The sequence below is a fragment of the Williamsia sp. R60 genome (genome assembly GCF_054063855.1).
Genome location: NZ_JBSSGR010000001.1, coordinates 1,153,934 through 1,178,961 on the forward strand (window position 1 = coordinate 1,153,934; position 25,028 = coordinate 1,178,961).

The following is a 25,028-nucleotide window of genomic DNA, read 5'->3' on the forward strand; positions in this document are numbered from 1 at the left end:
ACCTCCGAAAATCCGCTCCACCTACTTCTGTTCGCTCCCGTCGCAAGCGGTGCGAACGAAAGTAGGTGGAGCGGATTTGTTTGGTGGCTCTTCGTCGGCCGGGACCAAGCCGATCGCGATGGCCGGCGCGGCCGCGGAGATCAAGAAGGCCGCCGGATAGCCGAAGGCGCCGATCGCCATTCCGAACAGGGGAGTGGATCCAGCCATCCAGAGATACTGGCCGGTGTTCTGGATCGCGAGTCCACGCCCGCTCCACCCGGGGCCCGCGAATTCGGCGATGGCGGTGAAGGCCAACCCGTTGTCCGCCACGGTGATCACGCTCGCGACCACCATGACGATGGCTGCGGTCGGGCTGTCGAGCCAGTCCGTGAACGCGAGCAAGCCGACCGAGGCAGCCGCGCCGACGGCGATCAGCCGAATGGGTTTGGTGCGCGACCCCCACGAGTCCGACCACCGCCCGGCGGCGATACGGCCGAATGCGCCGAGGACCTGGCTGATCGTCACCAGTATCCCGGCGCTGAGGGCTGACCATTCGTGTTGAACGATGAGCCACGCCGGGACGAAGGTCCACAACATTCCCTGCGGGATCGACAGCAGGATGCTGACGCCGTGTACTCGCGGCAGAAAACTGCTCCCACGATAGGGATTCGGGGACTCGACGGCGGATCCGTCGGCCTTGGTCTCACGGGGCGGGTCCGCGATGACTACTGCCACGAATACGGCCGCCAATGTTGTGACCACCAGTGGTACAGCCAAACCTGCGGTGACGCCGAAGGTTTCGGCCAGCACGGGGATCGTCAACGCGCAGACCCCGATGCCCAACGGCTGCGCCATCTGCCGGGCCCCCATCGCGGTGCCCCGGCGATCGGGAGGAAACCATCCGACGACGATGCGCCCGCCGGCGCCGTTGGTCGCCGCCGAAGTGATTCCCGCGACCAGGAGGCACGCGCCGAGGATGACGGTCGGCGCTTCGAAAGCGTTGGCCAGGCAGGCGGATCCGGTGGCCGCGACGGTCAACGTCAGCGACAGCAGCAAGATGCGTCTTTCACCGAAGCGGTCCAGTGCAACGCCCCACGCAATGGTCGCGAGCAGCAGGCCGACCATGGGGACCGCGGCAAGGGTCGAGGCGGCCGTCAGCGACATCCCCTCGGACCGGTGCAGCTCCGGGATCAGGAAAGCTATTCCACTGACCACGCACGTGGTTGCCATTGCTGCCGTCAGGGAAGCGGCGAGCATCGCCCGACGTCTGGTTTCCGTAGGCACCGCACACCTCCATCGATCTCAACATATGAAACTTATAGTCCACATTCTAAAACACTTAGGGAATGCAACCAACCCGGCTCCCGCCCTGTGAGACGGCGCCGGTGCGATAGTGTGGCGACCATGCGTCTAGGTCGAATTGCGAGCCCCGACGGGGTTGCCTTTGTCAGTATCGAGGGAGAAGGCGGTGATGCCACCGCTCGCGAGATCGCCGAGCATCCCTTCGGCACACCCACGTTCACGGGCCGCAGCTGGCAACTGGTCGACACCAGGCTGTTGGCGCCCATTCTGGCCAGCAAGGTGATCTGCATCGGTAAGAACTACGCCGCGCACGCGGCGGAGATGGAGACGGACGTGCCGGCGAACCCGGTCATCTTCATCAAGCCGAACACGTCGATCATCGGTCCCCAGGTGCCGATTCTGCGACCCAAGTCGTCGGAGCGGGTCGACTACGAGGGCGAGCTGGCCGTTGTCATCGGGCGACCGTGCCGTGATGTGAAGGCCTCTGCCGCCAAAGACGTCATCCTCGGCTACACGGTCGGCAACGATGTGACTGCTCGCGATCAGCAGAAGGCCGACGGTCAGTGGACCCGCGGTAAGGGGCACGACACGTTCTGTCCTCTCGGCCCATGGATCGAAACCGAGCTCGACCCAAGCGATCTCGAGATCCGCACAGAACTCGACGGCGAGGTGAGGCAGCGCAGTCGGACCAGTCTGATGCTCCACGACGTGGGTGAGATCGTGGAGTGGATCAGCGCGGTGATGACCCTGCTCCCGGGCGACGTCATCCTGACGGGTACCCCAGAAGGTATCGGCCCCATGAACGCCGGACAGACGGTGAGCGTGACGGTCGAGGGCATCGGAACCCTCACCAACCCGATCGCCGATCGGGGCAAGTGACATGCGCCCACAACCCAAGACCGCTCAGGTCAACGGAATTCAGCTGAGTTATGAAGACGCGGGGACCGGTCCGCTGGTCGTGATGGTGATGGGGACGGGTAGCCCCGGCCGGGTGTGGAAAGCGCACCAGCAGCCGGCGTTGGTCAAGGCCGGCTACCGGGTCATCACGTTCGACAATCGCGGGATCTCGCCGTCGAGCGAGTGTCCAGGTGGGTTCACCCTTGCCGACATGGTGGCCGACACCGCTGCGCTGATCGAGTTCATCGGTGCGGGTCCGGCCGCGGTGATCGGCACCTCGCTGGGAGCGAAGATCACCCAGGAGTTGGTGCTGGCTCGTCCCGAACTCGTCAAGTGCGCGGCGATGATCGCCACGTACGGCCGCAGTGGGCCTCTCCAAGAGGCGATCTCAGAGGGTGAGCGTGCGCTGTATGACCAGGGCATCACGCTCCCGCCGCGCTATCACGCTGCGATCACCGCGCACCTGAACCTGTCGCGACACACACTCGACGACGACGCCGCGGTCCGGGATTGGCTGGACGTCATCGAATTCTCGGGTCAATCCAACACCGCGGGAGTTCGTGCGCAACTGGCGTTGCACGACGGCGAGAGCGACCGGCTGTCGGCCTATGCGGCCATCAACACGCCTTCTCTTGTGGTCGGCTTCGCCGACGATCGGACGTTGCCACCTCACCTTGCGCGCGAGGTCGCCGACGCGATCGGCAGTGCCGAGTACCGCGTTGTCGAGAAGGCCGGACACTACGGGTATCTCGAGCAACCCGACGAGGTGAACTCGTTGCTGATCGGGTTCCTCGACCAGCACGCCCGCTGAGCCACGACCGGGCGAGGGCCGGCCGGCGGTCAGCGATAGCCTGGGGACATGAGTGATTCGCAGGTCCGCGTCCGTTTCTGTCCATCACCGACCGGCACCCCCCACGTCGGTCTGGTGCGCACTGCGCTGTTCAACTTCGTCCACGCGCGGCACACCGGCGGCACCTTCGTGTTCCGGATCGAGGACACCGACGCGGCGCGAGACAGCGAGGAGTCGTATCAGTCCTTGCTCGACGCCCTTCGCTGGCTCGGGCTCGAGTGGGACGAAGGCCCCGAGGTTGGTGGCCCGTACGAGCCGTACCGTCAGTCGCTGCGCAAGGCGCAGCATCTCGACGTGGTGGCCAAGCTGCTCGAGGCCGGCGAAGCGTATGAGGCCTTCTCGACGGCCGACGAGGTCGAGGCCCGTCACAAGGCGGCCGGCCGTGACCCCAAACTGGGTTACGACAACTTCGACCGCACGCTGACCGATGAGCAAAAGCAGGCCTATCGCGACGAAGGCCGAACCTCGGTGGTGCGTTTGCCGATGCCCGACCGGGACATCGAGTGGGACGATCTGGTGCGCGGCCGCACGGTGATCCGGGCGGGCACGGTCCCTGACTTCGCCTTGACGCGCGGCAACGGTGATCCGTTGTACACGTTGGTCAATCCGGTCGACGACGCCTTGATGAACATCACCCACGTACTGCGGGGCGAGGACCTGCTGTCGTCCACGCCGCGCCAGATCGCGCTGTACGAGGCGCTGGCCCGGATCGGAATCGCAAAGCGCACACCAGAATTCGGTCACCTTCCATTTGTGATGGGCGAAGGCAACAAGAAGCTGTCGAAGCGCGACCCGGAATCGAGTCTGTTCCACCACCGCGACCGGGGATTCATCCCCGAGGGGCTGCTGAATTACCTGGCGCTACTCGGCTGGGGCATCGCCGACGATCACGACATCTTCACCCTCGACGAGATGATCGCGGCGTTCGACATCCGTCAGGTCAACTCCAACCCGGCCCGGTTCGACCAGAAGAAGGCCGACGCGATCAACGCCGAGCACATTCGACGCTTGGCTCCGGAGGACTTCGCCGACCGGCTGCGCACGTACCTGGTCTCCGCTGGGCTGCTGACCCAGCCTGTGGACGACAAACAGTTCACCGTGGTCGCCGATCTGGTGCAGACCCGCATCCAGGTTCTCGGTGACGCATGGGGTCTGATCGCGTTCCTCTATGTTCCCGACAGCGAGTTCGCCATCGACGAGACGGCTGCGCGCAAGAACCTGGGAGCTGATGCCGGGCCGGTGCTCGACGCCACCATCGCCGCTCTGAGCGCTCTGGACGAGTGGACCACCCCCGCGATCGAGGCGGCCCTCAAAGATGCGCTGGTGGACAAGCTGGAGCTCAAGCCGCGCAAGGCGTTCGGCCCGGTGCGGGTGGCGGTGACGGGATCCCACATCAGCCCGCCACTGTTCGAGTCGCTCGAGCTGCTCGGCGAGGCGCGCAGTCTCGATCGTTTGCGGCAAGCCCGGGCAAACTTCTGCTGAAAACCCGTTCTGAGCTGGCGATTGTAGGTTCTGGCGGGGGGTTTGATACCCTTCTTTTCGGCGCTTTTCCGGCGGTCACAAGCGGCTTGGAAAGCACCCATTGGGGTATGGTGTAATTGGCAACACAGCGGTTTCTGGTACCGCCATTCTAGGTTCGAGTCCTGGTACCCCAGCGTTCACAGCGCAGCTGTGACAGTTCTGGCCCCGTCGTCTAGCGGCCTAGGACGCCGCCCTCTCAAGGCGGTAGCGCGGGTTCGAATCCCGTCGGGGCTACAACAGAAAGACCCTCTCACCTGCAACGCAGGGGAGAGGGTCTTTTGTTTTGGGCCGCGGCAGCGAGGTTTTCGGGTCGGCGGGGCCTGTCTCCCCGGTTCAGTCGGCGGACGGTGTGGAAATACGAACGGCCCCGGTGGGATGCCAGGCCAGCGAGCCGTTTTCGAAGTCCTGTGCTCGGCCGCCGTTGTACTCGTACTCGTTGGACACCGGCCAACCCAGCTCACCGGTTTCGGCCCCTCGGCGGTAGTACGCGTCGCCGATCACGCCGTGAACATGGTGTCCGGGGTCGTCTCCCAATTTGCGGAACACGACGCCGCGTTCGAACGCCTGGATGTCGCCCACCCCCTCCACGTAGGTGTGACCCTGCACGGGGTATCCCAGAGGACCGTTCTCCCAGTTCAATCCGGCCCAGTACTCGAAGATGCGCATGTTCACCGCATGTGCGCCGAACCGCGGGTGCCAGTAGACGTAGCCGGCGCGGAATTTCGCGTACCTGCCTGCGCCGTCTGATCCGCAGATCATCTCTCCGGGTGTCTCACGTTCTCCCAGCCAAAAACCCGCGACCTTCTGGACCTCATCGATCTGGTTGACCGCCGGCGGTGTCGGGCCTCGGTTGATCTGTTGCTGGATGTCTTGCCGAAACGCGTCCATGTCGATACCGCCCGGGTCCCACTTCCCCTGCGAGCGGCCGGCCCATTCCTTGTGACCGATGACGCGATCTGCGCCCAGTCCGAGCTGACGGCAGATCGCTGCACACACCTTCACGTAAGCCCAGTACTGCGCCGCGGACCATCCTTCGGTGCCGCTGTTCTCCGCCTCGATCCCGATGGAGACCCGGTTGGCGTCATCGGTGGGAATGCCGGGCCAGTCGCCAGGACCGGCATGCCATGCGATGCCCGCGCCCACAACTGTCGCGACGCCGTTGCGGGCAAGGTGTATCTGGGAACTCAGTCCCAATTCAGGATGCTCGGCGATGGATCGGGGACTGGCATTACCACCGGTGTGGTGTGCCATGACGTGGGTGATCTGGCCGAAATCGCCGTGGCCGCGGTCAAGCCAGCCCGGATACTCCACGGTCTCCACACCCTCTGCGCGCAGAACGTCGGCGAGCCAGACGGGATCTGCCACGGCAGCGTCTCCTTGGTGTCTTGTCGGGTGGCGGTCGCGTCAGAGAGGTTGGGCGACGTGGAACACCATCCAGGCCGCCCAGCGCCCCGGTTGCACGGCGAGCGTGGTGATCTCCACCTGGCCGTCCATCACGATCGGGACGTTGACGAACGCTTGCGCTCGAACGCCTTCGGCGAGCCAGGTCTGGATCGAGTCGGGATCGGCATCGTGATGGAGCCGGTAGTTCAACTCGCGACCAGAGTCCGAGACGAGGCGCAGATAGTGCACCATCGGTACCTCCTCGAGTACGGGGTCAACCCGATGAGCGTACAAAAGCCGTCGGACAGCCGACTGGATCCACCGCGTGTGCGTCTCTGATGCCGTCGATCGGGCGACGAGTTGAAGAAAGCTACGTGCCTGACGCAGGATTGGCCAATGACCAAGAAGATGACGAAGAACGAGCTGCTCGCCGAACTCGACCTGAGGATCGGATCATCATCACCGGATATGCCGGGGACGTCATCGACCACCAGCGCCACCGAGAGTGCGGACGACATCCACGCCAGGGATGCGAAATTGTCGTCGTGGCGCGATCAGGTCCAGAATGCCGCCGACGGTGACCCGGTCCTGGACGAAATCGCCGCGCACCTGGCCGAGTGATCACACACTCGGCGGTCGGTGCACGCGATCATTGCTGGTTCAGGAACTCAGCTGTGCTGCCGGCCAACGGGATCTCGGGCATACCCAGTTTGCGGTGATCCCAGCTGCGGACGCGGTCGGGTGAGACCCGGACCGCCACGCGCTTGTTCATCATCTGGTCTACAAACGGTCGCATCTCTTCGGTGTACGGGCCGTTGTACCGTTCCCACACACTGATCCCGACCTTCAGGATGGTGTCGGGATCGTCGTGGATCGATGCCGTGCCTTCGATCGCGACGCCGCGGAGTTTGTCGTAGGTCAGGCCGTCTTCGATCATCACGGTGCAGATCGGGTTGCGGCGCACGTTCACCGCCTTCTGTGACTTGGCCTTGGTCTCGAACCAGATCTCGCCGTCGATCACCGCGTACCACATCGCGACGAGGTGCGGCCTGCCCTGAGCGGACACCGTTGCCAGTGTCGCGGTTCGGCTCTGGACGATGAACGTCGAGATCTCGTCCTCGCTCATGACAATCTTGCCGCGCTCGTTCGTACCCACTCGGTGCCCTCTCGCCGCGGGAGAGTGATGGGTCGACGACCCTCAATCTCCATCTCAGATGAACGTGTTCTCACACACTAATGCCGCGCTACAGCCGCTTGTTGATCGCATCGGCTGCAGCCAGCAGGTCAGCGGCCCATCGCGATCCCGGACGCCGGCCCATACGGTCGATGGGGCCGGATACCGAGATGGCCGCGATCACCTCGCCGCTGGGGCTGCGAACCGGGGCGGACACACTCGCGACGCCGGGCTCGCGTTCTCCGACGCTCTGTGCCCAGCCGCGTCGTCGCACCTCGAGCAATGTTCGCTCGCTGAATCCGTTCTCCCCCAACAACAATCGCGCGGTCGCCGGATCGGCCCAGGCAAGAAGGACCTTCGCTCCGGAACCGGCGTTCATCGGCAGACGCGCGCCGACCGGGACCGTGTCCCGAAGTCCCGACGGCGGTTCGATCGCCGCGACACAGATGCGGTCGGCACCCTCGCGGCGATAGAGCTGCACACTTTCCCCGGTGATCTCGCGAAGCCTCGGCAGCACCAGAGCTGCGGCCTCGCGGACCGTGTCGGTGGCACCGGCCGCCAATTCGCCCAAGACCGGACCGGGGCACCACAAGCCGGATGTGTTGCGTGCCAGCAGTCGATGGGTCTCGAGGCCGACCGCCAATCGGTGCGCGGTGGCGCGGGGCAGGCCGGTGCGTGAACAGAGCTCTCCCAGATTGCACGGGCCCTCGGCGACGGCGTGCAGAACTGCAACGGATTTGTCCAGAACACCGATGCCACTGGAGGTGGCCGATGCGGTATCATTTCTCACAAGCCGATACTATGCTCTCGCATACTGAGATGCCAGCCCCAACTCGGTAAGACAGAAAAGTGGTGATTGTGGTGACCGACCGTCCGATGACCCTGGCCGAAAAGGTCTGGGAAGAGCATGTTGTGGTCCGCGGTGAGGGAGAAGGATCCTCACGCAACCCCGATTTGATCTACATCGATCTACATCTCGTGCACGAGGTGACCAGTCCGCAGGCATTCGATGGGCTCCGCCTGGCGAACCGTCCGGTGCGCAGGCCCGACCTCACGATCGCGACCGAGGACCACAATGTCCCGACGGTCGACATCGACAAGGTCATCGCCGACCCCATCTCGCGATTGCAGGTGGACACCCTCCGCCGCAACTGCGAAGAGTTCGGTATCCGACTGCATTCGATGGGCGACGCCGAACAGGGCATCGTCCACATCATCGGTCCACAGCTCGGACTCACCCTGCCGGGTATGACAGTGGTCTGCGGCGACAGCCACACCTCGACCCACGGCGCCTTCGGTGCGATCGCAATGGGCATCGGCACCTCTGAGGTCGAACACGTCATGGCGACTCAGACTTTGTCGTTGCGCCCCTTCAAGACAATGGCGATCACCGTCGACGGCGAGCTGCCGCCCGGCGTGACGAGCAAGGACCTGATCCTGGCGATCATTGCCAAGATCGGCACCGGCGGAGGGCAGGGTTACGTCCTCGAGTACCGCGGATCGGCGATCGAGAAGCTGTCGATGGAAGCACGGATGACCGTGTGCAACATGTCGATTGAGGCCGGTGCACGCGCGGGTCTCATCGCTCCCGACGACACCACCTTCGAGTTCATCAAGGGCCGTCCGCACGCCCCGCAGGGTGCCGATTGGGACGCGGCGGTGGAGAATTGGCGGCAATTGCGTACCGATCCGGACGCTGTCTTCGATGCCGAGGTGCACATCGACGCGGCGTCGCTGACGCCGTTCGTCACCTGGGGGACCAACCCCGGACAGGGCGCACCTCTCGGTGCCACGGTGCCGGACCCGGCCGAGATGACCGACGAGGGGCTGGCCGCCTCGGCGCAGAAGGCGCTCGAGTACATGGATTTGAAGCCCGGAACCCCACTGCGTGATGTGGAGGTGGACACCGTCTTCGTCGGATCGTGCACCAACGGGCGCATCGAGGACCTACGTGCGGTGGCCGAGATCCTCGACGGTCGCAAGATCGCCGACGGGATGCGCATGCTGATCGTTCCCGGGTCCACCCGTGTGCGGCTGCAGGCCGAGCAGGAGGGCCTCGGTGAGATATTCGATGCCGCGGGCGCACAGTGGCGACAGGCGGGGTGCTCGATGTGTCTGGGGATGAACCCGGACCAGCTGGCGCCAGGCGAACGGTGTGCGTCCACATCGAACCGGAATTTCGAAGGGCGACAGGGCAAGGGCGGCCGAACCCATCTGGTCTCCCCGGCGGTGGCGGCGGCCACTGCGATCCGAGGTCGGCTTTCTGCGCCCACGGATCTGCCCGATCCCGTCCGATAAATCTCACAGGCCGAAAAGAAAGAACAGACGATGGAACCGATCACCACGCACACCGGCATCGGCGTCCCGATGCGCAGGGGCAACGTCGACACAGATCAGATCATCCCGGCGGTCTACCTGAAGCGGGTGACTCGCACGGGCTTTGAGGACGGTTTGTTCGCCGCGTGGCGCAACGACCCCGATTTTGTCCTCAACACCGAGCCGTACAACCGCGGCTCGGTGCTCGTGGCCGGGCCCGACTTCGGCACCGGGTCGTCGCGCGAGCACGCCGTCTGGGCGTTATCCGACTTCGGATTTCGGGTTGTCATCTCGTCGAGATTCGCCGATATCTTCCGCGGGAACGCCGGAAAAGCGGGTTTGGTGGCCGCGCAGGTGGAGCAGTCGGACGTCGAACTGCTCTGGAAACGGCTCGAAGAGCAGCCCGGACTGGAATTGACGGTGAGCCTTGAAGATCAGACCGTCACCGCAGGGGACCTAGTGGTGCGCTTTGCAATTGATGAGTACACAAGGTGGCGTCTGATGGAGGGTCTGGACGACATCGGACTGACATTGCGGCAGGTCGAAGCCATTTCTGCGTATGAAAAGGTAAGGCCCGTATGGAAACCGAAAACCCTGCCGGTCCCTCCCTCGGGAGCCTGAAGCCGGCCTCTGACGTAACCTGTTAGAGGACAAACCTTTCGCCACGCCGGGTGAATTTGGCGTGGATCGTGGACGTTTTGCCATTTGACGTTTACCGTGTCCTGTAGCTGGCCCAAAGTGGGCCAACAGTTTGCGGAGGTTGAATCCATGAACAAGGCAGAGCTCATCGAGGAACTGACAAAGAAGTTGGGGACCGATCGCCGGACGGCTACAGATGCCGTTGAGCACATCGTCGATACGATCGTTCGCGCTGTGAACAAAGGCGAGAGCGTCACGATCACCGGCTTTGGTGTTTTCGAAAAGCGTCGCCGCGCTGCACGGGTTGCCCGCAACCCCCGCACCGGTGAAACAGTCAAGGTCCGTCCGACTTGGGTTCCGGCATTCCGTCCGGGCGCCCAGTTCAAGTTGGTGGTCTCCGGCAAGCAGAAGCTGAGCGCGTCGGGACCAGCAGTCAAGCGGGGCAGCGCAACTGCTTCGAGCAGTGCACCGGCCAAGAAGACCGCCGCCAAGAAGGCGGCTCCGGCCAAGAAGGCGGCCACTCCGGCCAAGAAGACCGCCGCGAAGAAGACCACGGCAGCACCGGCCAAGAAGACTGCTGCCAAGAAGACCACGGCAGCACCGGCCAAGAAGACCGCTGCCAAGAAGACCACGGCAGCACCGGCCAAGAAGACCGCTGCCAAGAAGACCACGGCAGCACCGGCCAAGAAGACCGCTGCCAAGAAGGCTCCGGCCAAGAAGACCGCTGCAAAGCGCACAAGCAAGTAGCCAGACCAGCATCAGACCGAACAAACCCCGGCGGACCTTCCCTCCGCCGGGGTTTGTTTTGCGTTGTGTGGCCACCCCTGCGACAAGGCAACGGGGGACGTCCTGAGATCAGGTGCCGGGGTTGCCGGGCAGTGGGCTGTCGATGTGGTTGGCAGCAACCAATTTGCCGTCCAACAAAGAAAGCACCCACACGCTCGCCTTACGATTTCGTGCGGGCGGCAGCTTCACACCGTCGTGCGCCGACCACCACTTCATCAGCGGCGGGATGACCTTGCCCTGACTGCACACGACATGGATCCCGCTCTCGCAACCGATCTCTCGGATCCGCCGTCTCCCCGGTTTGGGATCTTCGTTGAACGCTTCCTCGGCCAGGCTGGGTTCACTGATGATCGACACACCCAGCTCATCAGCAAGCGGTGCCACTGTCTGCTCGCACCGGACGCGGTCAGCGGAGTGCACGTGCGTGGGCCCGAACGCGAGGAGCTGTCCGAGCAATGCCTCGGACTGGGTTCGGCCGACCTTCTCCAACGGTCGCAGACGGTCATCGCCGTGGTACCGAGATTTGCGGCCCGCCTTGGCGTGACGCACCAGCAGGACCGTATCGAGTCGTGCGGGTAGCTGTTCGAAAGTTGCCAGGACCTTCTGGTCCAGCCGGAAGGAAAGTTGCTCGGCAGCCAATTCAATTGGCAGCCAACGTATTTCGTCAACCTCGTGGTTGGGTGTAAAGCTGCCGCCGACCGCTTCGGCGGACCAGTAATGCACGTGCTTGCGACCGGGTCCACGTAGGTCGTAGCTGACCATGCGTAGGTGCCGTACCAGCCGGACGTCGTAACCGGTCTCTTCTTTGATCTCCCGTACCGCGGTGCTGATCAACGTCTCGCCCGGCTCGACCTTGCCCTTGGGCAGCGTCCAGTCGTCGTACCGCGGGCGGTGGACGATCACGACTTCGACGTCACCGGCGGAGTTCTCACGCCACACGACTCCGCCGGCCGCATAGACAACAGTGTTCTTGCCGTCTGCCCCTTTGCTCACTGGATCAGGTCGGCCCGGCTACGGTTGCGACGCATCATCTGGCGCTGATGATCACGTACCTCTTCACCTGCGGCAGGCGACGCCGTCCAGCCGCCGTCCTCGCCGAGCACCCAACTGCGGGTGGTCGGGTCCATCGCCGAGTTGAAGACGTCGTCGAGTTCGCGGGTCAGTCGTGGATCGCGCACCTGCGCCATCACTTCCACGCGGCGGTCGAGATTGCGGTGCATCATGTCGGCGCTGCCGATCCAGAACTCGTCGAGGGACTGGAAATGCAGAACCCGTGAGTGCTCCAGGAACTGTCCGAGTATCGAGCGGACGGTGATGTTCTCGCTCATACCCGGAACGCCCGGCCGCAGCGCACAGATCCCACGCACCACGACCTCGACAGGAACACCGGCCTGCGACGCCCGGTACAGGGCGTCGATGACCTGCTCGTCAACCAGAGCATTCATCTTCAACCGGATCCGAGCATCGGTGTGACCGGCCTGACGCCGTTCACATTCTCCGAGGATCCGGTCGATGATGCCCGCCCGCACTCCGTGCGGGGCGACCAACAGGTTGCGGTAGGCCACCTTCCGTGAGTAGCCGGTGAGGGTGTTGAACAGATCGGTCAGGTCGGCACCGATGTCCGGGGCCGCGGTGAACAGGCCCACGTCTTCGTAGAGCCGCGCGGTTTTCGGATTGTAGTTACCGGTTCCGATGTGGCAGTACCGGCGGATGGTGGACCCTTCACGGCGCACGACGAGACATGTCTTGCAGTGTGTCTTGAGCCCGACGAGTCCGTAGACGACGTGCACGCCGGCCTGCTCGAGCTGTCGGGCCCACTTGATGTTGGCCTGCTCGTCGAAGCGGGCCTTGATCTCCACAAGCGCGACAACCTGTTTGCCGGCCTCGGCGGCGTCGATCAATGCGTTCACGATCGGGGAGTCGCCCGAGGTGCGGTACAGCGTCTGCTTGATCGCCAGCACCTGGGGATCTGCCGCGGCCTGCTCGAGGAACCGCTGCACACTCGTGGAGAACGAGTCGTACGGGTGATGGACCAGGACGTCGCCGTCACGCAGGGTCGAGAAGATGCTCTTGGGTGTTTCGCGCTCACCGAAAGCCGGGTGGGTGGCCGGGACGAACGGCGGGTCCTTGAGAGCCGGACGGTCCACGGCGGCCACCTGGAACAGACTCGACAGGTCGAGCAGCCCGGGAACTTCGATGACGTCTGCCGGGTCGACGTCGAGCTCACGCAGCAACAGTTCGAGCATGTGCTCGGTCATGTCGTCGGCGACCTCGAGGCGCACCGGCGAACCGAAACGTCGCCGCGCCAGTTCTCGTTCGAGTGCCTGCAGGAGATCCTCGTCGCGGTCTTCCTCCACCTCGAAATCCGCGTTGCGAGTGATGCGGAAAGCGTGGTGCTCGACGATCTCCATCCCGGGGAACAGCTGATCGAGGTGAGCTGCGATCAGATACTCCAGCGGCAGCAGAACCGTTTTCGCCGGGGTGTCGGCGGTTTTCGCGTAGTTCTGCCGGAATTCCGGCGGCATGAACCGATCGACCTGAACGAAGCGGTCGACGTTGTCGGGCACCTTGACGCGCGCGAAATGTTCGCCGCCTTCGGTGACGTCCTTGACGGTCACCGCCAGATTGAGGCTGAGGCCGGAGATGTACGGGAACGGGTGCGCCGGGTCGACCGCGAGTGGCGTCAGAACCGGGAAGACCTCTTCGTGGAAGTACTCGGCCATCCGGCGGCGCTCGTCGTCAGTCAACTGGTCCCAGGTGATGACGTGAATGTTGTTGTCCGCCAGGGCCTTGCGGACCGAGTCGAGGAAGACCCGGGCGTGGCGTTCGGCCAGCACCTGTGTGCGCTGTGCGATGAGTGCGAGCTGCTCGCGCGGTGACAGCCCGTCGGCCGACCGTACCGACAGGCCGGTTTCGTGTCTGCGCTTGAGCCCGGCGACACGCACCATGAAGAACTCGTCGAGGTTCGAGGCGAAGATGGCCAAGAACTTTGCCCTCTCGAGCAAGGGCAGCGAGGTGTCTTCTGCCAGCGCCAGAACCCGGGCGTTGAAGTCGAGCCAACTCAGTTCCCGGTTCAGGTAACGGTCTTCGGGAAGGTCCGCTGTGGCGGTGGGGGCGGCGGTGGCTGCCGGCGGGGCGGCCGGCATCGACGATCGCGGCCGGGGAGCGGGGGTCGTTGATTCGGCTGTGCTCACCAGACCATCATGGCCTATCTGTCAGGGCCCCGACACCGGGAGATCAGGTTTGTTCATCCAATTGCAAGCGTTCGAGAACCGCACTGGTGGAAGTTCCCAGGCCAAGGCGCCGTGCGGTCAGCAAATCCTCGACGGTGTCGACGTCGATCCTAAGGTCCGGCCAGCGACCGGAGTCCTCGGTGAGTTCGACCGCACCCCGGCGACGATGTTCTCGGGCCGAATGGGCCCCGAACCGAAGGGTGTCGGCGGCGCTGAGATCGGCTGCGTTCAGGAACAGTGCGGTGGTGCCGGTGCCCGAATGGTCGGCGATGAAGGCCCGCTCCAGATCCGCGGACCGGTCGATGGCGGCCGTGAGCGACTCGGGCCTCACGGCGGGGAGATCGGCCTGCAGCACCATGATTCGGCTGCCGGGCCACAACGACAGAGCGTGGTCGATGCCGATCGCGAACGCCGCGTTGAGAACATCGCCGTTGAGCACGTCGCCGCGGTCCACCACAGTGCGAGCGCCACTCGCCTGCGCGGCCTCGGCCACCGATGTGTCGGGACTGACCACCACCACCTGATCGAGTCCCGCGGCTCGCACCGCTGCGAGGGTGTCGGTCAGCATGGCCAGCACCAGTTGGCGTCGGGCGTTGCCGTCGACGCCCGGCGACAGCCGTGTCTTGGCTGCGCTCAGCTCTTTGACCGCGATGACGACTGCGATCGATCGCGTATCCATGACCTCCATCATGGTCGCCGGTGGTCGCGGGGGGAAAAGGCACCCCACCACCTCCGTGGCCTCTAGTCTTGGACCGTTCGAGAGAATCGGGTCGGTCCGGGCAGCGGATGTCGACACAGTCGGACGGCAGAGAACGATGGAGAAGGTGGTGGCGTGATGCAGGCGGTCGTGATGGGCTCGGGTTCGTGGGGCACTGCGATGGCCAAGGTGTTGGTCGACGCGGGCACCCCGACGGTCTTGTGGTCGAGGAGGCCTGAACTGGCGGACGCCATCAACCGCACCCACACCAACCCCGATTACCTGCCACAGGTACCTCTGCCCGAGGGCCTGCGCGCCAGCGCCGACCTCGCCGAGGTTCTCGCGGGTGCCGACCTGGTGGTCTGTGCCGTGCCCTCCCAGTCGCTGCGCGCGAGTATGCAGACCTGGCTGCCGCACCTCGCCGGTACCGCAACCCTGATGTCGTTGTCCAAAGGCGTGGAAACCGGGACGCTGCTGCGGATGAGCGAAGTGATCGCCGAGGTGACCGGTGCCGCCTCAGATCGCGTCGCGGTGCTGTCGGGGCCCAATCTCGCCGGCGAGATCGCAGTCGGCCAACCCGCCGCGACCGTGGTCGCGTGTGAGGACGAGTCCCGGGCGCGCGACATCCAGAAGGCGTGCAGTACGAGATATTTTCGGCCGTACACCAACACGGATGTGGTCGGCTGCGAGATCGGGGGCGCGGTCAAGAACGTCATCGCGCTCGCATGTGGGATGGCGTCCGGTGTCGGCCTCGGGGAGAACACCCTGGCATCCATCATCACTCGCGGTCTGGCCGAGACAATCCGCTTGGGGGTCGCGCTGGGGGCGAGACCGGAAACACTCGCCGGGCTGGCCGGGGTCGGTGATCTCGTCGCCACATGCTCCTCGCCGCTGTCGCGCAATCGCACATTCGGCAGCAGATTGGGGGAGGGCAAGACTCTGGCAGAGGCTCAAGAAGCCACCAACGGTCAGGTCGCCGAGGGTGTGAAGTCGTGCACGTCGGTACGGGCACTGGCCGAGAAACACGGTGTGGACATGCCTTTGACCGAAGCGGTTCACCAGGTCTGCCACGAAGGCCTCACGGTCACCGAGGCCATCTATTCACTGCTCGGCCGGCGGACCAAGCCCGAGTGACGTGACGTCCTCAGCCGCCCAGATCGATGGGTGCGCTCGTGAGGTTCTGGTCGATCAGTTGCGAAACCTGTTGAATGGGGCCATTTCCGACGTTCTCGGGTAGCCAGATGGCCACATAGGGCCGATGGTCGACGGCGTACCAGAGGAAGCCCTTGGCCTCGGTTGTCGCCGACACCGAGAACCACTGCACCGGATCGACGACCTGCAAGCCAGAGGTCGGCGAGAGCGATTCGGGCCGATCGACTCCGCAACGCACCTGGACGGGTCCGGCCACCTGGTCGCCCGGCGCCCAGGTCACCAGGCCGTCCGCAGCGGTCTCTCGCTTACCGAATCCCTCAAAACTTTCGGGAAGGGCGGCAATGAGTTTCGCGCACTCCGGAGAGTCCCGTTCGGGCGCTGCCATCGTCTTCAGCGGGGTGTCGTCGGAGGTTGCACCGTCTGTGCCGACCACTGCATAGGTGATGAACCCCACGATCACCATGACCGGGATCGCTACGATGCTGGCGATCACGGCCGGACTGAGCCGGCGCGTCGACGAGTCGCTCACCCCTGCCTCGGCGTACCGGTCACCACCGGGCAGGTCAACGTCCGGGTGATTCCTTCGACCTGCTGGATCTTCGGTACCACCGCTTCGGTGAGGTGCGTCCCATCGGTCGCATCCACGCGCACGATGACGTCGTAAGGGCCGCTGACCTCCTCCGACGAGGCGACGCCGTCGATCTCCGAGATGGTGGCCGCTGCCACGGCGGCCTTTCCGACCTCGGTCTGGATCAGTATGTATGCCTGAACCACGGCGTTCCTTTCGCTGGCGACTGCGATCAACCGGTGGCTGACCCAAATACACTGGCACATATTCTCACCGACAACGGTGCTCAGAGGCCAATCAACAGACTCGAGATGAACAGAGGGGCGGTGAGGGAACCTGTCCAGCGATCCCGTCCGCACGGTCGGCGACGTCGGTGAGCACGAGCTGATCGCGTTGTTCACCGCACAGAACGACTCCGCTCCTGCAGATGGGGTGATCGTGGGCCCGGGTGATGACGCCGCGGTTCTCGTCGGCAGCGGACCGGTGGTGGTGAGCACCGATGCACTCGTCGACGGACAGCACTTTCGACTCGACTGGAGCACGCCACGTCAGGTGGGCGCCAAAGCGGTGGTGGCCAATGCCGCCGACGTGATGTCGATGGGAGCCAGGGTCACCGGTTTTGTGGTGTCGCTGACGTGCCCGGATCGAACCCCCACCACAACTCTGGTCGGTGTCCGCGACGGAATGCGTGAGGCCGCAGCGCGGTACGGGGCGCAGGTCGTCGGTGGCGATCTCACCGCGGGCGATCAACTGGTGATCGCGGTGACGGCGATCGGTGCGATGGACGACCGCGCACCGGTTCGACTCTCCACACCGGTAGCCGGCGACGTTCTCGCCGTATCGGGCCCGCTCGGTGGATCCGCCGCGGGCCTTGCTCTCCTGCTGGCAGGCGTCGATGAGTTCGCCGATCTTGTTGCCGCGCACTGCGTTCCGAAACCGCACCTGCAGCTGGCCCTGGCCGCGGCGGAGTCGGGCGTGCACGCGATGACCGACATCTCGGACGGCTTGTCGAGTGAACTGCGAACGATGGCAAGGATGTCGGGTCTGTCGCTTCGGGTGGACCCCGCTGCCATTCCGGTGCCCCCCGACCTGGCCGCGGCAGCAGCCGAGCTGGATGTCGACCCGGTCCGCTGGGCCGTGGCCGGTGGAGAAGACCATGAACTCTTGGCTGCCTTCGCGCCCGGTGAGCTGCCGACGGGGTGGACCGCGATCGGGTCGGTTCATGCGGCTGAAAGCGGCCCGTCGGTGGTGGTCTCGGGCTTGGATGTGTCCGACCTCGATAGCGGCTGGCGGACATTCTGACCGCTGCGGTCGACCGACTGGGCGCCCGCGATACTGTGATTGCCATGGCGATCTACGCACTCGATGACCGAGAACCGCAACTGGGCGAAGGGGTCTACATCCATCCCGATGCGGTGGTGATCGGAGCCGTCACGCTCGAGGCGGGGGTCTCGGTATGGCCCGGTGCCGTGCTTCGGGGCGACTACGGAACCATCACCGTCGGCGAGCGGACAAACATCCAGGACGGCACCGTCATCCACTGCACACTCGTGGACGCGACGGTGATCGGGGCGCGGTGCACCATCGGGCACAACGCGCACATCGAGGGCGCCGTGATCGGCGACAACTGCCTGATCGCTTCAGGGTCGGTGGTACTCAACGGGTCTCGGATCGGAGCCGGTTCCATTGTCGGTGCCGGGGCGGTGGTGCCGTTCAAGTTCGAGGTACCCGACCGTTCGATGGCGCTCGGTGTTCCGGCGAAAATACGTCAGGGCTACCAGGTTCCGGAAGGTCACATCGACCTGAACGTCGATCTGTATGCCAACAATGCCGCCTACTATCGAACCGCCCTGAGGCGGCTCGACTAGGTGATCGGCACTTTCCCACGGTGAGGAGCGATATGTCCGACGGGCGACCACTGTCCGAACTCGTGGACGCGGGCTGGGCAAAAGCCCTCGAACCGGTGGCCGACGATGTCGCGCGGATGGGCGAGTTCCTGCGTGCCGAGTTGGCCGCAGGGCGAACGTATCTGCCGTCGGGGCCCAACGTCTTGCGCGCGTTCACCCGTCCCTTCGACGAGGTGAGAGTTCTCGTGGTGGGCCAGGATCCCTACCCGACGCCCGGACATGCTGTGGGACTGAGCTTTTCGGTGGCACCGGAGGTGAGACCGGTTCCTCGCAGCCTGGGGAACATCTTCACCGAGTACGGTTCCGATCTCGGATTTCCGCGACCGGCGAACGGGGACCTGACGCCCTGGGCGGATCAAGGGGTACTGCTGCTCAATCGGGTTCTCACGGTCGCGCCCGGAACCCCGGCGAGTCATCGCGGCAAGGGGTGGGAGGCGGTCACCGAGTGCGCCATCAAGGCCTTGGCGGCCCGAGATCAGCCGTTGGTCGCGATTCTGTGGGGGAAAGATGCCGCATCACTTGCGCCCTGGTTGCCCGGGGTCGCGACGATAACGTCTCCCCATCCGTCGCCGCTGTCGGCAAGTCGCGGATTCTTCGGGTCGAAGCCGTTCTCGCGTGCCAATGCAGCGCTCACCGAACAGGGCGCCGATGAGGTGGACTGGCGCCTGCCGTGAACAGCGGCGTCACAGCAAGTCCGGTACCGGCGACTACTTGCCGTTGATGGAAGAGAAGTCCGGCTTGCGTTTGCCGACGAACGCGTCGACGCCTTCGACTCCGTCGGGCTGGCCGGACAGTGCCGATATCGATGCGGCCTCGGCATCGAGCTGATCGCTCAGCGTGGATGTCGGGGAGTTCGTGAGAAGTGCCCGGGTGGCGGACAACGCTCGCCACGGACCGGCCGCGATCGCGGATGCAGCGGCTTCTGCGGTCGCCAGAACCTCGTCGTCCTCGACGATGCGTGAGAGCAAACCCAGTTCGAGTGCACCGGCCGCGTCCACGATCCGGTTGGTCAAGATGATGTCGCGGGCACGGGCGGCTCCGACAACCCGGGGGAGCGACCACGTGAGGCCGCCGTCCGGACTGAGACCGATCCCGATGTAGGCCGGACGCATCTTGGTGGATGTGCCACCGATGGCGACATCGCTGTGCGTCACCAAACTCATCCCCGCGCCGGCAGCCCAACCGTGCACTGCTGCGACGATCGGGAGACCGGCTCCGACGAGAGCTCGGATGAAGTGGTGGAAGTCACCGGCGAGACCACCGAGGAAGTCAGGTCGGTCGTCGGCAGCCGCGAAGTCGCGAACGTTGCCGCCCGCGCAGAAGTTGGCTCCGGTACCGATCAGAAGAATGGCACCGGCTTTGATCTCGCCACGCGCCACTTGGAGCAAGACCTCGGTGCCGCGGTTGAAATAACCGCGGTCCAGGGAGTTGCCCGCTTTGTCAGACGCGACGGCGATCCGCAGAACGCCATCGTCGCTGAGCTGGACGGAATCGGACTCGACGGCCGACTCCGGCCGTGTGTCGGTCACGGGGTCAGCCCCGGACGACCTTGCCGGCCTTCAGGCATGAGGTGCAAACATTCAGGCGCTTGCGGTTTCCGGGAGCGATCTGGGCCCGAACGGTCTGGATGTTCGGGTTCCAGCGCCGGTTGGTACGCCGGTGTGAGTGAGAGACCGACTTACCGAAGCCGGGGCCCTTGGCGCATACGTCGCAGACGGCAGCCATCGTCGAACTCCTTAGTGAGAAACTGGTGGTCATGGCCCCTCGGTGTTCGGCGTGACGCCAGCGTCCGATAGGCAACCCTGCAAGGATAGCGGCTGGGTGGGCCGCGATCCAAATAGCCTCACGTCCCCGTCCCGCTGATACGGCCGGGTCCGGTTGGTCGTCCCCTCAGATTAGTCTGTGGAACAGACCACATGAGGGGAGGTGCGGACATTGACGGAGCAGGTTGGTGTACCCGCCATGGATCCCGGGTTGTTGCGCGACTGGATCGAGGGTGCGGTGGCAGGACTCGGTGCCGTCCGCGCCGAGATCAACGACCTCAACGTCTTCCCCATCCCGGATTCGGACACCGGCAGCAACATGCTGCACACGATGATGGCGGCAGCCGACGCAGTGGGTGAGGTACAGGCCGATGCCGACACGGCGACGGTCGCCAGGGCGATGGCTGATGGTGCCGTGGGCAAGGCGCGGGGTAACTCGGGCATCATTCTCTCGCAGGTCCTCGTCGGACTGGCCGACGCTGCCGAGGTCAACTCCATCGGTGGCCGTGTCTCCTTCAACCAATTGTGGGTCGCGGGCCTGCGTCTCGGATCGCTGGCCGCCACTCGCGCGGTGAGCCAGCCGCGTGAAGGCACCGTCCTCACGTTGCTGCGGCGCGCGGCGCACAATGCCGCCGAACACATCGAGGCGACGCCTGCCGACCTCGCCAGGGCGATCGCCGACGGCTGCGCCGAGGATCTCGACCTCACCACCGGCCAACTCGACGTGCTGGCTCAGGCCGGGGTGGTCGACGCCGGTGGACGAGGTCTGCTCGTGATCTTCGACGAACTGGTCAAGGTACTCACCGGTGTATCTGCACGCCGCCGTCGTTATCAGGGCGCGCTTGCCGGTGGCGGTGACCGCATCGGACACCAGATCGGCGAGACGTGCGAGAGTGACGATGAGATGGACTTCGAGGTGATGTACCTCCTCGAAGGCGCTGCCGCAGAGCAGATCTCGACGTTGCGGCGCGATCTGGACAATCTCGGTGATGCGGTGGTGATCGTCGGTGACAGTGCCGATGACGAAGCAGGTGAACGATTCTCGATTCACGTGCACACCTGTGAACCGGGTGCGGCGATCGAGGCGGGGCTGGCCCTGGGAAGGGTCTCCGACATCCGGATCAGCTGCTTTTTGCTCGATGCCCATCGAGGCCAGGACGACGACTCCGGTCACCTTCCCAAACGTAAACGCGCGGTCGTGGCCGTGGTCACCGGCGACGAGGCTGCCGAGTTGTTCGAACAGGAGGGGGCCGTGGTGGTCCGCGCCGACACCGATGGTGCCGGCGAACTGGATGCGGACGCGTTGGCCAAGGCGATCATCGAGGTCGACAGTGCACATGTGGTGTTGATGGGCAATGGGGCATTGCCGGCGCAGGAACTCGTCGCCGTCGCTGCCGCTGCCCGCTCGCGGGAGCGCTCGGTGGTCATCCTCCCGGGCGGGTCGATGGTGCAGAGTCTGTCGGCGATGGCAGTCCACGACCCGACCGAACTGGCCGACGACGACGCCTACGCGATGGCTGAAGCAGCCGCCGCAACGCGTTTCGGCGCGGTGGTGGTGGCCACCGAGACCGCCCTGACCTTTGCCGGAACCTGTCGGCCGGGTGACCATCTCGGACTCATCGGCGACGGAGTCCTGGTGATCGACAGGGAGATCCTCGGCGCTGCGACAGGTCTGATCGATCTGCTGCTCAGCACAGGTGGCGAGATGGTCAGCGTGCTGGCGGGCCGGAACCTCGATCCAGGGGTTCTGGAGCAGCTCGAGCACCATGTGAACACCAACCACCCCGGGGTCGAGTTCGTCAGCTACCCCGGCGGCCAGGTCGGCGAGCTCTTGCAGGTCGGAGTCGAATAGGCATGGCACGCTAGTGGTTTCGCTGTCCGACTCGCTCGAGACGGTGCTCGGCGCCAAAGCAGCCGACATGCTCGAGGAACAGATCAAGGTGCAGACCGTCGGTGAGCTCCTACGCTACGTTCCCGACCGCTACGTCAAACAAGGTGATCTCTCGGGCGAACGCAAACCCGAACCCGGTGAGCGCCTCACCGTGGTGGCCCGGGTCGAGGAGAACAAGACGATCCCGATCCGCAATTCCCGCCGGAAGATGGTCAAACTCGTTGTCTTCGACGGGAACGTCCGGATCGCTGTCACCTTCTTCAACTCGCCGTGGATCGCCGCGAAGCTCCCCAAGGGGACGCGGGTGATGATGGCCGGCGAGGTCAAGTACTTCCGCAACGAACTACAGCTCACACACCCGAACTGGCTGCTGCTGCCAGAGGACGGCACCTCGATCGAGGCCGACGATGCTGTGGGGTCGGCGGTGATGGCGGGGATCGCCAAAGCGCTTGCGGTGGACGCAGGAGACGGCGGCGGAGAAAAAGATGGGTCGATCGACTTCTCCGAGTTCCTGCGCGATGTGATCCCCGTGTACCGGGGCACGGCCAAGTTGCAGGCGTGGACCATCTGGCAGTGTGTGCGCGCCGTTCTCGGCCAACTCGATCCGATCGAAGACCCGTTGCCCGACACCGAGCGGCTCGCCCGCGGGTTGATCGGTGCCGACGAGGCGCTTCGCAAGATTCACGTGCCCGAGGGGCAGAACGACATCGACCAGGCGCGTGCCCGACTCAAGTTCGACGAGGCGCTCGCGTTGCAACTGGCATTGGCGCAGCGACGCCACGTCGACCGCGGTGCGGCCGGCCCTGTCTGTCGGCACGTACCCGGTGGCCTCGAGGACAAGATGATCGCGCGGCTGCCCTTCACTCTGACCGAAGGTCAGGCGGCCGTGATCGACGAGATCAGCGCCGACCTCGCAGCCCCGATCGCCGCGGCCGATCAGTCCAGCGTCGCGCCGATGAGCAGGCTGCTCCAGGGAGAGGTCGGGTCGGGCAAAACCCTGGTGGCGCTGCTGGTGATGCTGAGGGTGATCGACAACGGCTACCAGTGCGCGCTACTGGCTCCGACGGAAGTCCTTGCCGCTCAGCATCTCCGGACGCTCGAGGCGATGCTCGGAGGACTCGCGCGCGAAGGTGAGCTCGACGGTGAGGAGGGAGCCACCCGGATCGCGCTGATCACCGGATCCATGAAGACGGCGGCCAAACGCACCGCGCTTCTGGAAACCGTCACCGGCCAGGTGGGCATCTTGATCGGCACCCACGCGCTCCTCCAGGAACACGTCGACTTCTTCAACCTCGGTTTTGTCGTGGTCGACGAGCAGCACAGATTCGGTGTGGAACAGCGCGATACGTTGCGGTCCCGTGGACGCGACGGAATCGTCCCGCATCTGCTGGTGATGACCGCGACGCCCATCCCGCGCACTGTGGCCATGACCGTGTTCGGAGACCTCGAGACCTCCACGCTCCGAGAGCTGCCGCGTGGTCGTCAACCCATCACCACGAGTGTGGTCCCGCGTGGGAATCCGAAGTGGGTCCAGCGTGTCTGGGAGCGGGTGAACGAGGAGGTCGAGGCCGGTCGACAGGTGTACGTGGTGTGCGCCCGGATCGGCGACGACGGGACTGCGGCCGGGCAGAAGTCGGAGCGCAAAGGCGCCGAAGCCGCAGCCGAACCGGCCACGTCCGCGGTGGACATGTTCACGACGCTGAGCGAAGGGCCGTTGGGTGTTCATCGCCTCGGCCTCCTGCACGGTCGACTGCCCGCGGACGAGAAGGCCCTGCTGATGGCCGACTTCACCGCAGGGGACATCGACATCTTGGTGTCGACAACGGTGATCGAGGTGGGAGTGGACGTGCCCAATGCGACCACCATGGTGATCGTGGACGCCGAGCGTTTCGGGGTCAGCCAACTGCACCAATTGCGGGGCCGCGTCGGCCGTGGTGGTCTGCCCGGATTGTGTCTTCTGGTGACCGGTGCGGCGGAGATGTCGCCGGCGATGGAACGGTTACGGGCTGTCGCGGAGTCCAATGACGGATTCGCGTTGTCGATCGTCGACCTGGCGCAGCGGAGGGAAGGTGATCTGCTTGGCTCCCTCCAATCGGGGCAGACCTCGTCGCTCAAGTTCCTCTCTCTCCTCACCGACGGCGACCTCATCGAGGACACCCGCGCGCTGGCCGACGAAGTGGTGGGCCGCGACCTCACGCTCGTCGACCACAAGCCGATGGCGGGTCTCGTCGACTCGATCCTCGGGCCCGTCCGATTGGCCTATCTGGACAAGTCGTGACGGCGGTACCGTTGCCCTGAAGTGGTGGGTGGCGCTGTTCGCTTTCGCGATGGCGGCGGTGTTCGCGGCGAGTGACGGGCTCACCGGGGTGGATTCGCACATCGCGTCCACCGATGCCCGAGCGGTTCTGGCCGACTTGACGTTGATCCCGGCGCTCGCGGAGCGCCCGAAATCGACCGACTACGAACGCAGCTCCTTCGGCGAGGCGTGGACCGACGGTACCGATGCGCGCGGAGCCGGCAACGGATGCGACACCCGCAACGACATCCTCGATCGGGACCTGCGCGACAAGGTGTTCACGGCCATCGACAGCTGTCCGCGAGCGGTGGCCTCCGGTGAACTGCAGAGCCCGTACAGCGGGCGCTGGATTGTCTTCCGGCGGGGCAAAGGGTCCGGCGCCAAGGTGCAGATCGACCACATCGTGCCATTGGCCTACGCCTGGTCGATGGGTGCGCGTCGTTGGAATGCCGTTGTGAGACAACGGTTTGCGAACGATCCGGCGAACCTGGTGGCGGTCGACGGGGAAGCGAACCAGGACAAGAGCGACAAGCAACCCTCGCGATGGATGCCCGCCAACGCGGCCTTTCACTGTCAGTATGCAACCCAGTTCGTCAGGGTGGTGCGAGCCTACGGGCTGTATCTCGACCGCGCGTCGTATCCCGTGCTCCGAAAGGCCCTGACAACCTGTTGAA

Annotated in this window: 26 protein-coding genes and 2 tRNA genes; 16 read left to right on the plus strand and 12 right to left on the minus strand. The window is 64.8% G+C overall.

Annotated features, from left to right (window positions below; translation table 11 throughout):
• Positions 1 to 21 precede the first annotated feature (21 nt).
• Positions 22 to 1,263: an MFS transporter gene (locus ACVWY6_RS05100; RefSeq protein WP_457536494.1), complete on the minus strand. Its 1,242-nt coding sequence runs from the start codon at positions 1,261 to 1,263 to the stop codon at positions 22 to 24.
• Between the two features lie 120 nt (positions 1,264 to 1,383).
• Between ACVWY6_RS05100 and ACVWY6_RS05105 the strand changes: the two genes are divergently transcribed.
• The 5 genes from ACVWY6_RS05105 to ACVWY6_RS05125 all read left to right on the plus strand — a co-directional run bounded on the left by ACVWY6_RS05105 (position 1,384) and on the right by ACVWY6_RS05125 (position 4,783).
• Positions 1,384 to 2,160 carry a fumarylacetoacetate hydrolase family protein gene (locus ACVWY6_RS05105; RefSeq protein ID WP_457536496.1) on the plus strand — a complete coding sequence of 259 codons (777 nt, stop codon included), beginning with the start codon at positions 1,384 to 1,386 and terminating at the stop codon, positions 2,158 to 2,160.
• Position 2,161: 1 nt separating this feature from the next.
• Positions 2,162 to 2,989 carry an alpha/beta fold hydrolase gene (locus ACVWY6_RS05110; protein ID WP_457536498.1) on the plus strand — a complete coding sequence of 276 codons (828 nt, stop codon included), beginning with the start codon at positions 2,162 to 2,164 and terminating at the stop codon, positions 2,987 to 2,989.
• A 48-nt stretch (positions 2,990 to 3,037) separates the two neighbouring features.
• Complete coding sequence (gene gltX, locus ACVWY6_RS05115) at positions 3,038 to 4,510, plus strand: glutamate--tRNA ligase (RefSeq protein ID WP_062801091.1); 1,473 nt, start codon at positions 3,038 to 3,040, stop codon at positions 4,508 to 4,510.
• A 101-nt stretch (positions 4,511 to 4,611) separates the two neighbouring features.
• Positions 4,612 to 4,683: transfer RNA gene (locus tag ACVWY6_RS05120), tRNA-Gln, on the plus strand.
• 27 nt (positions 4,684 to 4,710) lie between these two features.
• Positions 4,711 to 4,783: transfer RNA gene (locus ACVWY6_RS05125), tRNA-Glu, on the plus strand.
• Between the two features lie 99 nt (positions 4,784 to 4,882).
• Here the strand turns inward: ACVWY6_RS05125 and ACVWY6_RS05130 are convergent.
• Complete coding sequence (locus tag ACVWY6_RS05130; protein ID WP_062801089.1) at positions 4,883 to 5,914, minus strand: peptidoglycan recognition protein family protein; 1,032 nt, start codon at positions 5,912 to 5,914, stop codon at positions 4,883 to 4,885.
• 39 nt (positions 5,915 to 5,953) lie between these two features.
• The gene (locus tag ACVWY6_RS05135; RefSeq protein WP_030172015.1) at positions 5,954 to 6,184 is read right to left on the minus strand and encodes a hypothetical protein; all 231 of its coding nucleotides are present in this window, start codon (positions 6,182 to 6,184) and stop codon (positions 5,954 to 5,956) included.
• A gap of 144 nt (positions 6,185 to 6,328) precedes the next feature.
• Here ACVWY6_RS05135 and ACVWY6_RS05140 point away from each other — a divergent pair, with 144 nt between their 5' ends.
• Positions 6,329 to 6,553, plus strand: coding sequence for a hypothetical protein (locus tag ACVWY6_RS05140; RefSeq protein WP_030172013.1), 225 nt, complete (start codon positions 6,329 to 6,331; stop codon positions 6,551 to 6,553).
• Positions 6,554 to 6,581: 28 nt separating this feature from the next.
• Here ACVWY6_RS05140 and ACVWY6_RS05145 read toward each other — a convergent pair whose 3' ends face one another.
• Positions 6,582 to 7,088: a pyridoxamine 5'-phosphate oxidase family protein gene (locus tag ACVWY6_RS05145; RefSeq protein ID WP_023963788.1), complete on the minus strand. Its 507-nt coding sequence runs from the start codon at positions 7,086 to 7,088 to the stop codon at positions 6,582 to 6,584.
• An 88-nt stretch (positions 7,089 to 7,176) separates the two neighbouring features.
• Positions 7,177 to 7,896, minus strand: coding sequence for an IclR family transcriptional regulator (locus ACVWY6_RS05150; RefSeq protein ID WP_030172009.1), 720 nt, complete (start codon positions 7,894 to 7,896; stop codon positions 7,177 to 7,179).
• 86 nt (positions 7,897 to 7,982) lie between these two features.
• On the opposite strand from ACVWY6_RS05150, the gene leuC reads away from it, so the two are divergent.
• The 3 genes from leuC (at position 7,983) to ACVWY6_RS05165 (ending at position 10,808) form a co-directional block, all read left to right on the plus strand.
• Complete coding sequence (leuC, locus tag ACVWY6_RS05155; protein WP_030172007.1) at positions 7,983 to 9,404, plus strand: 3-isopropylmalate dehydratase large subunit; 1,422 nt, start codon at positions 7,983 to 7,985, stop codon at positions 9,402 to 9,404.
• 30 nt (positions 9,405 to 9,434) lie between these two features.
• Positions 9,435 to 10,043, plus strand: a complete 609-nt coding sequence (gene leuD / locus ACVWY6_RS05160) for a 3-isopropylmalate dehydratase small subunit (RefSeq protein WP_023963784.1) — start codon at positions 9,435 to 9,437, stop codon at positions 10,041 to 10,043.
• A gap of 147 nt (positions 10,044 to 10,190) precedes the next feature.
• Positions 10,191 to 10,808 carry an HU family DNA-binding protein gene (locus tag ACVWY6_RS05165; protein ID WP_415668961.1) on the plus strand — a complete coding sequence of 206 codons (618 nt, stop codon included), beginning with the start codon at positions 10,191 to 10,193 and terminating at the stop codon, positions 10,806 to 10,808.
• Positions 10,809 to 10,916: 108 nt separating this feature from the next.
• Here the strand turns inward: ACVWY6_RS05165 and ACVWY6_RS05170 are convergent, their stop codons facing one another.
• The 3 genes from ACVWY6_RS05170 to cofC all read right to left on the minus strand — a co-directional run bounded on the left by ACVWY6_RS05170 (position 10,917) and on the right by cofC (position 14,759).
• Positions 10,917 to 11,840 carry an NUDIX hydrolase gene (locus ACVWY6_RS05170; RefSeq protein ID WP_030172001.1) on the minus strand — a complete coding sequence of 308 codons (924 nt, stop codon included), beginning with the start codon at positions 11,838 to 11,840 and terminating at the stop codon, positions 10,917 to 10,919.
• Complete coding sequence (locus ACVWY6_RS05175) at positions 11,837 to 13,993, minus strand: RNA degradosome polyphosphate kinase (RefSeq protein ID WP_152537948.1); 2,157 nt, start codon at positions 13,991 to 13,993, stop codon at positions 11,837 to 11,839. Before ACVWY6_RS05175 ends, ACVWY6_RS05170 begins: the two co-directional genes overlap by 4 nt.
• A 91-nt stretch (positions 13,994 to 14,084) precedes the next feature.
• Positions 14,085 to 14,759 (minus strand): 2-phospho-L-lactate guanylyltransferase, encoded by a 675-nt coding sequence (cofC, locus tag ACVWY6_RS05180; protein WP_023954077.1) that lies wholly within the window; start codon positions 14,757 to 14,759, stop codon positions 14,085 to 14,087.
• A 156-nt stretch (positions 14,760 to 14,915) separates the two neighbouring features.
• Here cofC and ACVWY6_RS05185 point away from each other — a divergent pair, with 156 nt between their 5' ends.
• Positions 14,916 to 15,911: an NAD(P)H-dependent glycerol-3-phosphate dehydrogenase gene (locus ACVWY6_RS05185; RefSeq protein WP_457536903.1), complete on the plus strand. Its 996-nt coding sequence runs from the start codon at positions 14,916 to 14,918 to the stop codon at positions 15,909 to 15,911.
• A 10-nt stretch (positions 15,912 to 15,921) separates the two neighbouring features.
• Here ACVWY6_RS05185 and ACVWY6_RS05190 read toward each other — a convergent pair whose 3' ends face one another.
• Together ACVWY6_RS05190 and ACVWY6_RS05195 are read right to left on the minus strand one after the other, a co-directional pair.
• Positions 15,922 to 16,458, minus strand: coding sequence for a DUF3515 domain-containing protein (locus tag ACVWY6_RS05190; protein WP_023954071.1), 537 nt, complete (start codon positions 16,456 to 16,458; stop codon positions 15,922 to 15,924).
• Positions 16,455 to 16,763, minus strand: a complete 309-nt coding sequence (locus tag ACVWY6_RS05195; RefSeq protein ID WP_051406303.1) for an Lrp/AsnC ligand binding domain-containing protein — start codon at positions 16,761 to 16,763, stop codon at positions 16,455 to 16,457. The genes ACVWY6_RS05190 and ACVWY6_RS05195 overlap by 4 nt, the downstream gene beginning before the upstream one ends.
• 70 nt (positions 16,764 to 16,833) lie before the next feature.
• Here ACVWY6_RS05195 and ACVWY6_RS05200 point away from each other — a divergent pair, with 70 nt between their 5' ends.
• Genes ACVWY6_RS05200 through ACVWY6_RS05210 form a run of 3 tightly spaced genes read left to right on the plus strand, consistent with a single transcriptional unit; the run spans position 16,834 to position 19,078 of the window.
• Entirely contained in the window at positions 16,834 to 17,799 is a 966-nt protein-coding gene (locus ACVWY6_RS05200) for a thiamine-phosphate kinase (protein ID WP_457536905.1), read from the plus strand.
• A gap of 44 nt (positions 17,800 to 17,843) precedes the next feature.
• Positions 17,844 to 18,365: a gamma carbonic anhydrase family protein gene (locus ACVWY6_RS05205; protein WP_030171991.1), complete on the plus strand. Its 522-nt coding sequence runs from the start codon at positions 17,844 to 17,846 to the stop codon at positions 18,363 to 18,365.
• Between the two features lie 32 nt (positions 18,366 to 18,397).
• Positions 18,398 to 19,078, plus strand: coding sequence for a uracil-DNA glycosylase (locus ACVWY6_RS05210; RefSeq protein WP_457536502.1), 681 nt, complete (start codon positions 18,398 to 18,400; stop codon positions 19,076 to 19,078).
• A gap of 33 nt (positions 19,079 to 19,111) precedes the next feature.
• On the opposite strand, the gene ACVWY6_RS05215 is transcribed toward ACVWY6_RS05210, so the two are convergent.
• Together ACVWY6_RS05215 and rpmB are read right to left on the minus strand one after the other, a co-directional pair.
• Positions 19,112 to 19,933, minus strand: coding sequence for an enoyl-CoA hydratase/isomerase family protein (locus tag ACVWY6_RS05215; RefSeq protein ID WP_457536504.1), 822 nt, complete (start codon positions 19,931 to 19,933; stop codon positions 19,112 to 19,114).
• A 4-nt stretch (positions 19,934 to 19,937) separates the two neighbouring features.
• Positions 19,938 to 20,129 (minus strand): 50S ribosomal protein L28, encoded by a 192-nt coding sequence (gene rpmB, locus ACVWY6_RS05220; protein WP_023954059.1) that lies wholly within the window; start codon positions 20,127 to 20,129, stop codon positions 19,938 to 19,940.
• 237 nt (positions 20,130 to 20,366) lie between these two features.
• Here rpmB and ACVWY6_RS05225 point away from each other — a divergent pair, with 237 nt between their 5' ends.
• Genes ACVWY6_RS05225 through ACVWY6_RS05235 form a run of 3 tightly spaced genes read left to right on the plus strand, consistent with a single transcriptional unit; the run spans position 20,367 to position 25,027 of the window.
• Complete coding sequence (locus tag ACVWY6_RS05225; RefSeq protein WP_457536906.1) at positions 20,367 to 22,019, plus strand: DAK2 domain-containing protein; 1,653 nt, start codon at positions 20,367 to 20,369, stop codon at positions 22,017 to 22,019.
• Positions 22,020 to 22,032: 13 nt separating this feature from the next.
• Positions 22,033 to 24,336 carry an ATP-dependent DNA helicase RecG gene (gene recG, locus ACVWY6_RS05230; protein WP_457536506.1) on the plus strand — a complete coding sequence of 768 codons (2,304 nt, stop codon included), beginning with the start codon at positions 22,033 to 22,035 and terminating at the stop codon, positions 24,334 to 24,336.
• A gap of 49 nt (positions 24,337 to 24,385) precedes the next feature.
• Positions 24,386 to 25,027 (plus strand): HNH endonuclease family protein, encoded by a 642-nt coding sequence (locus ACVWY6_RS05235; protein WP_051721867.1) that lies wholly within the window; start codon positions 24,386 to 24,388, stop codon positions 25,025 to 25,027.
• The last annotated feature ends 1 nt before the right edge of the window (position 25,028 follow it).

Coding starts and splice junctions, on each gene's coding strand:
- ACVWY6_RS05105 (WP_457536496.1), top strand. CDS start 1,384: ATGCGTCTAGGTCGAATTGCGAGCCCCGACGGGGTTGCCTTTGTCAGT.
- ACVWY6_RS05110 (WP_457536498.1), top strand. CDS start 2,162: ATGCGCCCACAACCCAAGACCGCTCAGGTCAACGGAATTCAGCTGAGT.
- gltX (WP_062801091.1), top strand. CDS start 3,038: ATGAGTGATTCGCAGGTCCGCGTCCGTTTCTGTCCATCACCGACCGGC.
- ACVWY6_RS05135 (WP_030172015.1), bottom strand. CDS start 6,184: ATGGTGCACTATCTGCGCCTCGTCTCGGACTCTGGTCGCGAGTTGAAC.
- ACVWY6_RS05140 (WP_030172013.1), top strand. CDS start 6,329: ATGACCAAGAAGATGACGAAGAACGAGCTGCTCGCCGAACTCGACCTG.
- leuC (WP_030172007.1), top strand. CDS start 7,983: ATGACCCTGGCCGAAAAGGTCTGGGAAGAGCATGTTGTGGTCCGCGGT.
- leuD (WP_023963784.1), top strand. CDS start 9,435: ATGGAACCGATCACCACGCACACCGGCATCGGCGTCCCGATGCGCAGG.
- ACVWY6_RS05165 (WP_415668961.1), top strand. CDS start 10,191: ATGAACAAGGCAGAGCTCATCGAGGAACTGACAAAGAAGTTGGGGACC.
- ACVWY6_RS05175 (WP_152537948.1), bottom strand. CDS start 13,993: ATGCCGGCCGCCCCGCCGGCAGCCACCGCCGCCCCCACCGCCACAGCG.
- cofC (WP_023954077.1), bottom strand. CDS start 14,759: ATGGATACGCGATCGATCGCAGTCGTCATCGCGGTCAAAGAGCTGAGC.
- ACVWY6_RS05185 (WP_457536903.1), top strand. CDS start 14,916: ATGCAGGCGGTCGTGATGGGCTCGGGTTCGTGGGGCACTGCGATGGCC.
- ACVWY6_RS05195 (WP_051406303.1), bottom strand. CDS start 16,763: ATGTGCCAGTGTATTTGGGTCAGCCACCGGTTGATCGCAGTCGCCAGC.
- ACVWY6_RS05205 (WP_030171991.1), top strand. CDS start 17,844: ATGGCGATCTACGCACTCGATGACCGAGAACCGCAACTGGGCGAAGGG.
- ACVWY6_RS05210 (WP_457536502.1), top strand. CDS start 18,398: ATGTCCGACGGGCGACCACTGTCCGAACTCGTGGACGCGGGCTGGGCA.
- rpmB (WP_023954059.1), bottom strand. CDS start 20,129: ATGGCTGCCGTCTGCGACGTATGCGCCAAGGGCCCCGGCTTCGGTAAG.
- ACVWY6_RS05225 (WP_457536906.1), top strand. CDS start 20,367: ATGGATCCCGGGTTGTTGCGCGACTGGATCGAGGGTGCGGTGGCAGGA.
- ACVWY6_RS05235 (WP_051721867.1), top strand. CDS start 24,386: ATGGCGGCGGTGTTCGCGGCGAGTGACGGGCTCACCGGGGTGGATTCG.